Source organism: Hydrogenimonas sp., from assembly GCF_029933015.1.
Classification (GTDB): domain Bacteria; phylum Campylobacterota; class Campylobacteria; order Campylobacterales; family Hydrogenimonadaceae; genus Hydrogenimonas.
This window is the reverse complement of sequence record NZ_JAOZOZ010000120.1, coordinates 1-5067: the sequence shown is the minus strand read 5'-3', so window position 1 is coordinate 5067 and position 5067 is coordinate 1. Positions and strand designations below refer to the sequence as shown.

Annotated in this window: 7 protein-coding genes; 2 read left to right on the top strand and 5 right to left on the bottom strand. The window is 57.1% G+C overall.

The annotated features are described in order from the left end of the window. Positions 1 to 836 (bottom strand): trigger factor (tig, locus tag Q1K23_RS07675; protein ID WP_300363558.1); only part of this gene is annotated, 836 nt, incomplete at its 3' end. A gap of 141 nt (positions 837 to 977) precedes the next feature. Here tig and folE point away from each other — a divergent pair. Together folE and fliI are read left to right on the top strand one after the other, a co-directional pair. Continuing rightward, positions 978 to 1562: a GTP cyclohydrolase I FolE gene (gene folE, locus Q1K23_RS07670; RefSeq protein ID WP_300363557.1), complete on the top strand. Its 585-nt coding sequence runs from the start codon at positions 978 to 980 to the stop codon at positions 1560 to 1562. 13 nt (positions 1563 to 1575) lie between these two features. Next, a complete protein-coding gene (gene fliI, locus Q1K23_RS07665; RefSeq protein ID WP_300363556.1) occupies positions 1576 to 2874 on the top strand; it encodes a flagellar protein export ATPase FliI in 1299 nt (432 codons plus the stop codon). Here fliI and Q1K23_RS07660 read toward each other — a convergent pair. From Q1K23_RS07660 to Q1K23_RS07645, 4 genes are all read right to left on the bottom strand, one after another. After that, entirely contained in the window at positions 2871 to 3320 is a 450-nt protein-coding gene (locus Q1K23_RS07660; RefSeq protein ID WP_300363555.1) for a YidB family protein, read from the bottom strand. The two genes, fliI and Q1K23_RS07660, sit on opposite strands and share 4 nt — an antisense overlap. A gap of 140 nt (positions 3321 to 3460) precedes the next feature. Continuing rightward, positions 3461 to 3832: an HIT family protein gene (locus tag Q1K23_RS07655; RefSeq protein WP_300363554.1), complete on the bottom strand. Its 372-nt coding sequence runs from the start codon at positions 3830 to 3832 to the stop codon at positions 3461 to 3463. A 4-nt stretch (positions 3833 to 3836) separates the two neighbouring features. Next, a complete protein-coding gene (locus tag Q1K23_RS07650) occupies positions 3837 to 4286 on the bottom strand; it encodes a hypothetical protein (RefSeq protein WP_300363553.1) in 450 nt (149 codons plus the stop codon). Then, complete coding sequence (locus tag Q1K23_RS07645) at positions 4283 to 4747, bottom strand: heme-binding domain-containing protein (protein ID WP_300363552.1); 465 nt, start codon at positions 4745 to 4747, stop codon at positions 4283 to 4285. The genes Q1K23_RS07650 and Q1K23_RS07645 overlap by 4 nt, the downstream gene beginning before the upstream one ends. Positions 4748 to 5067 lie beyond the last annotated feature (320 nt).

Genomic DNA, 5067 nt, shown 5'->3' with positions numbered 1-5067 from the left:
AGCTGCTCTTTGATCTCCTTTTCGAGATCGGCGAGGGTCGCGTCCTCTTTGCCCAGCAGCTTCTGGGCGAAAGCGTCGTCGATCTCGACCGGCTGTTTCGCTTTGATGTCATTGAGCTTGATCTTGAACTCGACCTCTTTGCCGGCGAGATCCTTGTTGCGGTAATCTTCGGGGAAAGTGACCTTGATCGTCTTCTCTTCGCCCTTTTTCATGCCGATCATCTGCTCTTCGAAGCCGGGGATGAACTGGCCGCTGCCGATGCGCAGCTCGAAGTTTTCCGCTTTGCCGCCCTCGAAGGGTTCGCCGTTCAGGAAACCTTCGAAATCGAAGACCGCCAGATCTCCCTCTTCGAGGCCGCGATCCTCTTCGACCGATTCGAAGGGCGCCTGGGCTTCGGCGAGCTCTTTGATGCGCTCTTCCACCTCTTTTTTCGTGACGCGGGGCGTTTTGACTTCGGGGATGATGCCGCTGATGTCGCCGATCTCCACTTCGGGGCGGAGGCTGAGTTTGAGCTCCACTTCGATGAACTCTTCACCGCGGTCGAACTTCGTCACGGCGGGTTCGCCGATGATCTTCTCCGCGTCGAGTTCGAGCTCTTTGGAGGCCTGGTTGAGAACGTCGCGGAGCGCTTCGGCTTCCGCATCCTGTACGAGTCTTTCGCCCAGTCGCTTCTTGATGACCGAAACCGGCGCTTTGCCGGGACGGAAACCGTCGATCTTCATCTGCTTCGCCGCCTGTTTGGCGATCTTTTCCACTTTTTTGTCGATGTCGCTCTGTGCGATTTTCGCTTCGACACTGACGTTGGCGCTGTCAGTCTTTTTGGCAGTCACTTCCATAAATTTACGATCCTTCAGAAAAATTAGTCCATTATTTTACCCAAAACTCACTTTCAAAGTCCACCTGCCTTTCGCACCCCCTCTTTTTACCCAAAAATCGATATACTTACGAAAAGATTTATCTCTCGAAAGTGAGCGGAAATGTCCAGCGAAAAAGCGAAAAAATTCGAAGAGGCGGTCACGACCATTCTCGAACTGATCGGGGAAGACCCGAAGCGCGAGGGGCTCGTCAAAACGCCCCACAGGGTCTACAAAGCCTTCGAGCATATCTGCGAAGGGTACCGGATGGACCCCAAAAAGGTACTCAACGACGCGATGTTCGAAAGCAGCAACGACGAGATGGTGCTGGTGCGGGATATCGAGTTCTACTCGATGTGTGAACACCACATCCTGCCCATCATCGGCCGGGTCCACGTCGCCTACATCCCCAACGGAAAGGTGGTGGGGCTCAGCAAGATCCCCCGGATGGTCAACATCTTCGCCAGACGCCTTCAGATCCAGGAGCAGATGACGGAGCAGATCGCCGACGCCATTTTGGAGACGGTGCAGCCCAAAGGGGTCGCCGTGGTCGTGGAGGCGCGCCATATGTGCATGGAGATGCGGGGGGTGGAAAAGATCAACTCCACCACCGTCTCCTCGGCGCTGCGGGGACTCTTCAAGACCGACGCCAAGACGCGGGAGGAGTTCATGAGCATGATCAACGCGCCGCTGAGGCCGCGCTACTGAGACGCGGGTCGCCATGCCTCTGAAGTCGCTTAGAAACCGGGTCAAAAAGGCCTCGCTCTCTCCCGCCTACGGGACGATCCAGAGCATCAGCGCCAACGCCATCGTCGCCACGGGCCTGAAGGTGAGCATCGGGCAGAGCGTGACGATCCTCGCCGGCGAAGAGCGGCGGCTGGGTATGGTGACATCCCTGGGAAGCGAAAGCTTCACGATCACACCCTTCGGGTTCATCGAGGGGATGCGGGTCGGCGACCGCGTGCTTCTCAATCGCGAAAGCCTCGACATTCCCGTCGGCGAAAAGCTGCTTGGGAGGGTGGTGGACCCTTTCATGAACCCGATCGACGGCAAGGGGCCCGTGTATCTGGAGGATTTCGAGCCGATCATGAAAGCCCCGATGGACGTGATGAAGCGGGGGCTCATCGACGAGCACTTCAGCGTCGGAGTCAAGAGCATCGATGGACTGCTGACCAGCGGCAAGGGGCAGAAGGTGGGGATCTTCGCGGGAAGCGGGGTCGGCAAATCGACCCTTATGGGTATGATCGTCAAAGGGAGCGAGGCGACGATCAAGGTGGTGGCGCTGATCGGGGAGCGGGGGCGGGAGGTGCCCGAGTTCATCGCCAAGAATCTGGGCGGCGACCTGACCGATACCGTCATCGTCGTGGCCACCAGCGACGACAGCGCCCTGATGCGCAAGTACGGCGCCTTCAGCGCCATGAGTGTGGCGGAGTACTTCAAGCGCAAGGGGCACGACGTGCTCTTCATGATGGACTCGGTCACGCGCTTCGCGATGGCGCAGCGGGAGATCGGCCTGGCCCTCGGCGAGCCGCCGACGTCGAAGGGATACCCGCCATCCTCGCTGACGCTGCTGCCGCAGCTGATGGAGCGGGCCGGCAAGGAGGAGGGGCAGGGTTCCATCACCGCCTTTTTCACGGTACTGGTGGAGGGGGACGACCTGAGCGACCCCATCGCCGACCAGAGCCGGAGCATCCTCGACGGGCATATCGTTTTGAGCAGGGAGATGACCGACCGGGGAATCTATCCGCCCGTCGACGTTCTTTCGTCGGCCTCCCGGGTCATCGGCGACGTCACCGAGCCCGACCATCTGGCCGCCGCGCAAAAATTCCGGCAGCTGCTGGCGCTTCTGAAGGAAAACGAAATGCTGGTGCGTATCGGCGCCTATCAGCGGGGGACCGACCCCCGGCTCGACGAGGCGCTGAACAAAAAGGAGGCGATGGAGGCGTTTTTGAAGCAGGCTGCCGACAAGCCGGTCCCTTTCGATGAGACCGTGGCGATGCTCAAAAGGGTGGTGAGCTAGCGGAACATTTTCCCAAATAGGTTCATCGCGCCCTCGAGACCTCCCATCTGCCTCAGCAGATCGTCGAGCATGCCCCCTTCGGGCGGAGTGGCCTTGTCCACGATCACAGGAAGTGCGTCGGCGAGCGCCTTTTGCGCGCTCTCTTTTCCGATGCCGAGTTTTTCGGCGAAGATTTCGATCCGCTCCTCGTCCACGATCTCTCCGACCCGTTCAGGCTCGATGGGTGCGTTTTCTCCCTGACCGATCCACGTACCCACGACCTCTTCCAGCCCTCCGTCCATCGCCTTCTGTACCAAAGAAGCCAGATCGAACGTCTCTTCGCCCGATCCGGAAAGGACGGTATCCAGGGCTTGTGCGATGCCCCCGATATCGAGACCGCTGGTGGCGGGGTCGTCGTTTTGCTGAATCATCTTCGCGCCGATTTCGAGAAGTCTGGAGATATCCATTGTACGCTCCTGTTCGGAAAATTTCGGAGATGGTAGCGAAAAAACGTGGAGCGATCGGGGAGAAGTTCTTCCGAAAGTTTCAAAAGATGGTCTGTCGGGGAGTTTTTTGGATTGCCGGTTTCTTTGGCCGGCGCCGTTTTTCAGAGCGTTTTCAGACGTCGGAGGAGAAGCTTTTCGAATCCTTCGAAGTCGGGAAGATCGAGTCTGGATTCGCGCTGCTTTTTCCCCCACATCGGTTCGGGGAAATGGGTGTCGTTTTCAAAACGCGCCATGACATGGATGTGGACCCGCGGCACGTAGTTTCCGAAGGAGGCCATATTGATCTTGTCGGGACGGAAATAGTCGATCATCGCCTTCTCTACCGTTTCGTACACCCGCCAGAGCCTGGATCGAAGCGCGTCCGGGCACTCCGTCAGCTCTTTGAAAGGCTCCCGGGTGAAGATCTTCACCCAGGGAATGTCGGCGCGTTCCCACTCGATGTAGAGATCGCTATCTTCGTAGATTCTCTCCATGAGGCTACAGAAGGTCCCGAATGCCGATGGCGTACCAGACGATGACGAGGTTGAGCAGAAAGATCATCATGGAACTGCCCCGGGAGATGAGGTTCTGGATGAAGGTGCGCTCGGCGTTGTGGGTTTTGAAGGCGATGATCATGTGGATGATCGTCAGCAGGGTGATGGCGGCCACGATGGAGAGTTTCACGGTCATCTTTCCTGCCAGCTCCGAGTCGGGAGCGTGGGCGAAGATGTCCGGGAAGCCGTAATGGAAAAACATCGTCAGGCCCGTGATCCACAGAAGAACGAGCCAGAAGGTTTCGAAGTAGCCGTAGATGGGACCCAGATGGGCGTAGACCGCTTTTTGCGCCTGCCTGTCCCGCAGCAGGATACCCAGAGCAAAAAGCAGCAGCGATCCGCCCACCCACGCCGTCGCCGAAAGGATATGGGTATAGAGGACGATCTTGATCAATAGAGATACCTTTTGGGATTGTTCATGATCTCTTCGGGGCTGATGCCGGTCCATTGGCGGATCGTGTCACGGTCTTTTTGAGAAAGCTGCGCCTCTTTGTGCATCTTGACGTAGGTGCCCAGAGGCATCGCCAGGCCGACCGCTTTGAAGATCATCGCCTTGAGCTTCTCCTTTTTCGCCTCGTCGTATTTTTCCCATTCGCTGAAATTGAGCCACTGGCGTCCCACTTTCACGTCCCGGGCGATGAACCATTTGGCCGGCGCGATGTTGCTGTACCAGGGCCAGCGCGTTTCGTTGGAATGGCAGTCGTAGCAGGAGCGTTTGAAGATCGCCTTGACGTCGGCCGGCGCCTTGATCTCCAGGGCAGGATCGCTTTCGGGATTGGCGCGTTCGACCGGAATGAGCTGCATCCCTATGAAGAGAGCCAGAAATATCAGAGCCAGTGTTTTTCCTACCGACATAACCATCCTTGTGTCAACATAATGTGTAATTGTAATCTAAACGATAAAAAAATCGAAAGAGTTTTTCATCTGGTCGAAAAATTTCAATTTTCTTCAAACTTGTTCCCGCGACGGGGAAGAAAGCGGTTTTTCCGGAAGGAGCGAAGCTACTTTCCGGATGTAAAGAGAGTATTGTACAGCAAGGGGACTGAAAGTTTCGGGCTACTCCCTCTCTATCGTCGCGCTTCCGCTTTGCAAAACGGCGACGGTTTCACCCGTTTCAAGATCGGTTTCGATGACGACGACGGTGTTTTCCGCGTTTTTGACGATCGTGTCACCCT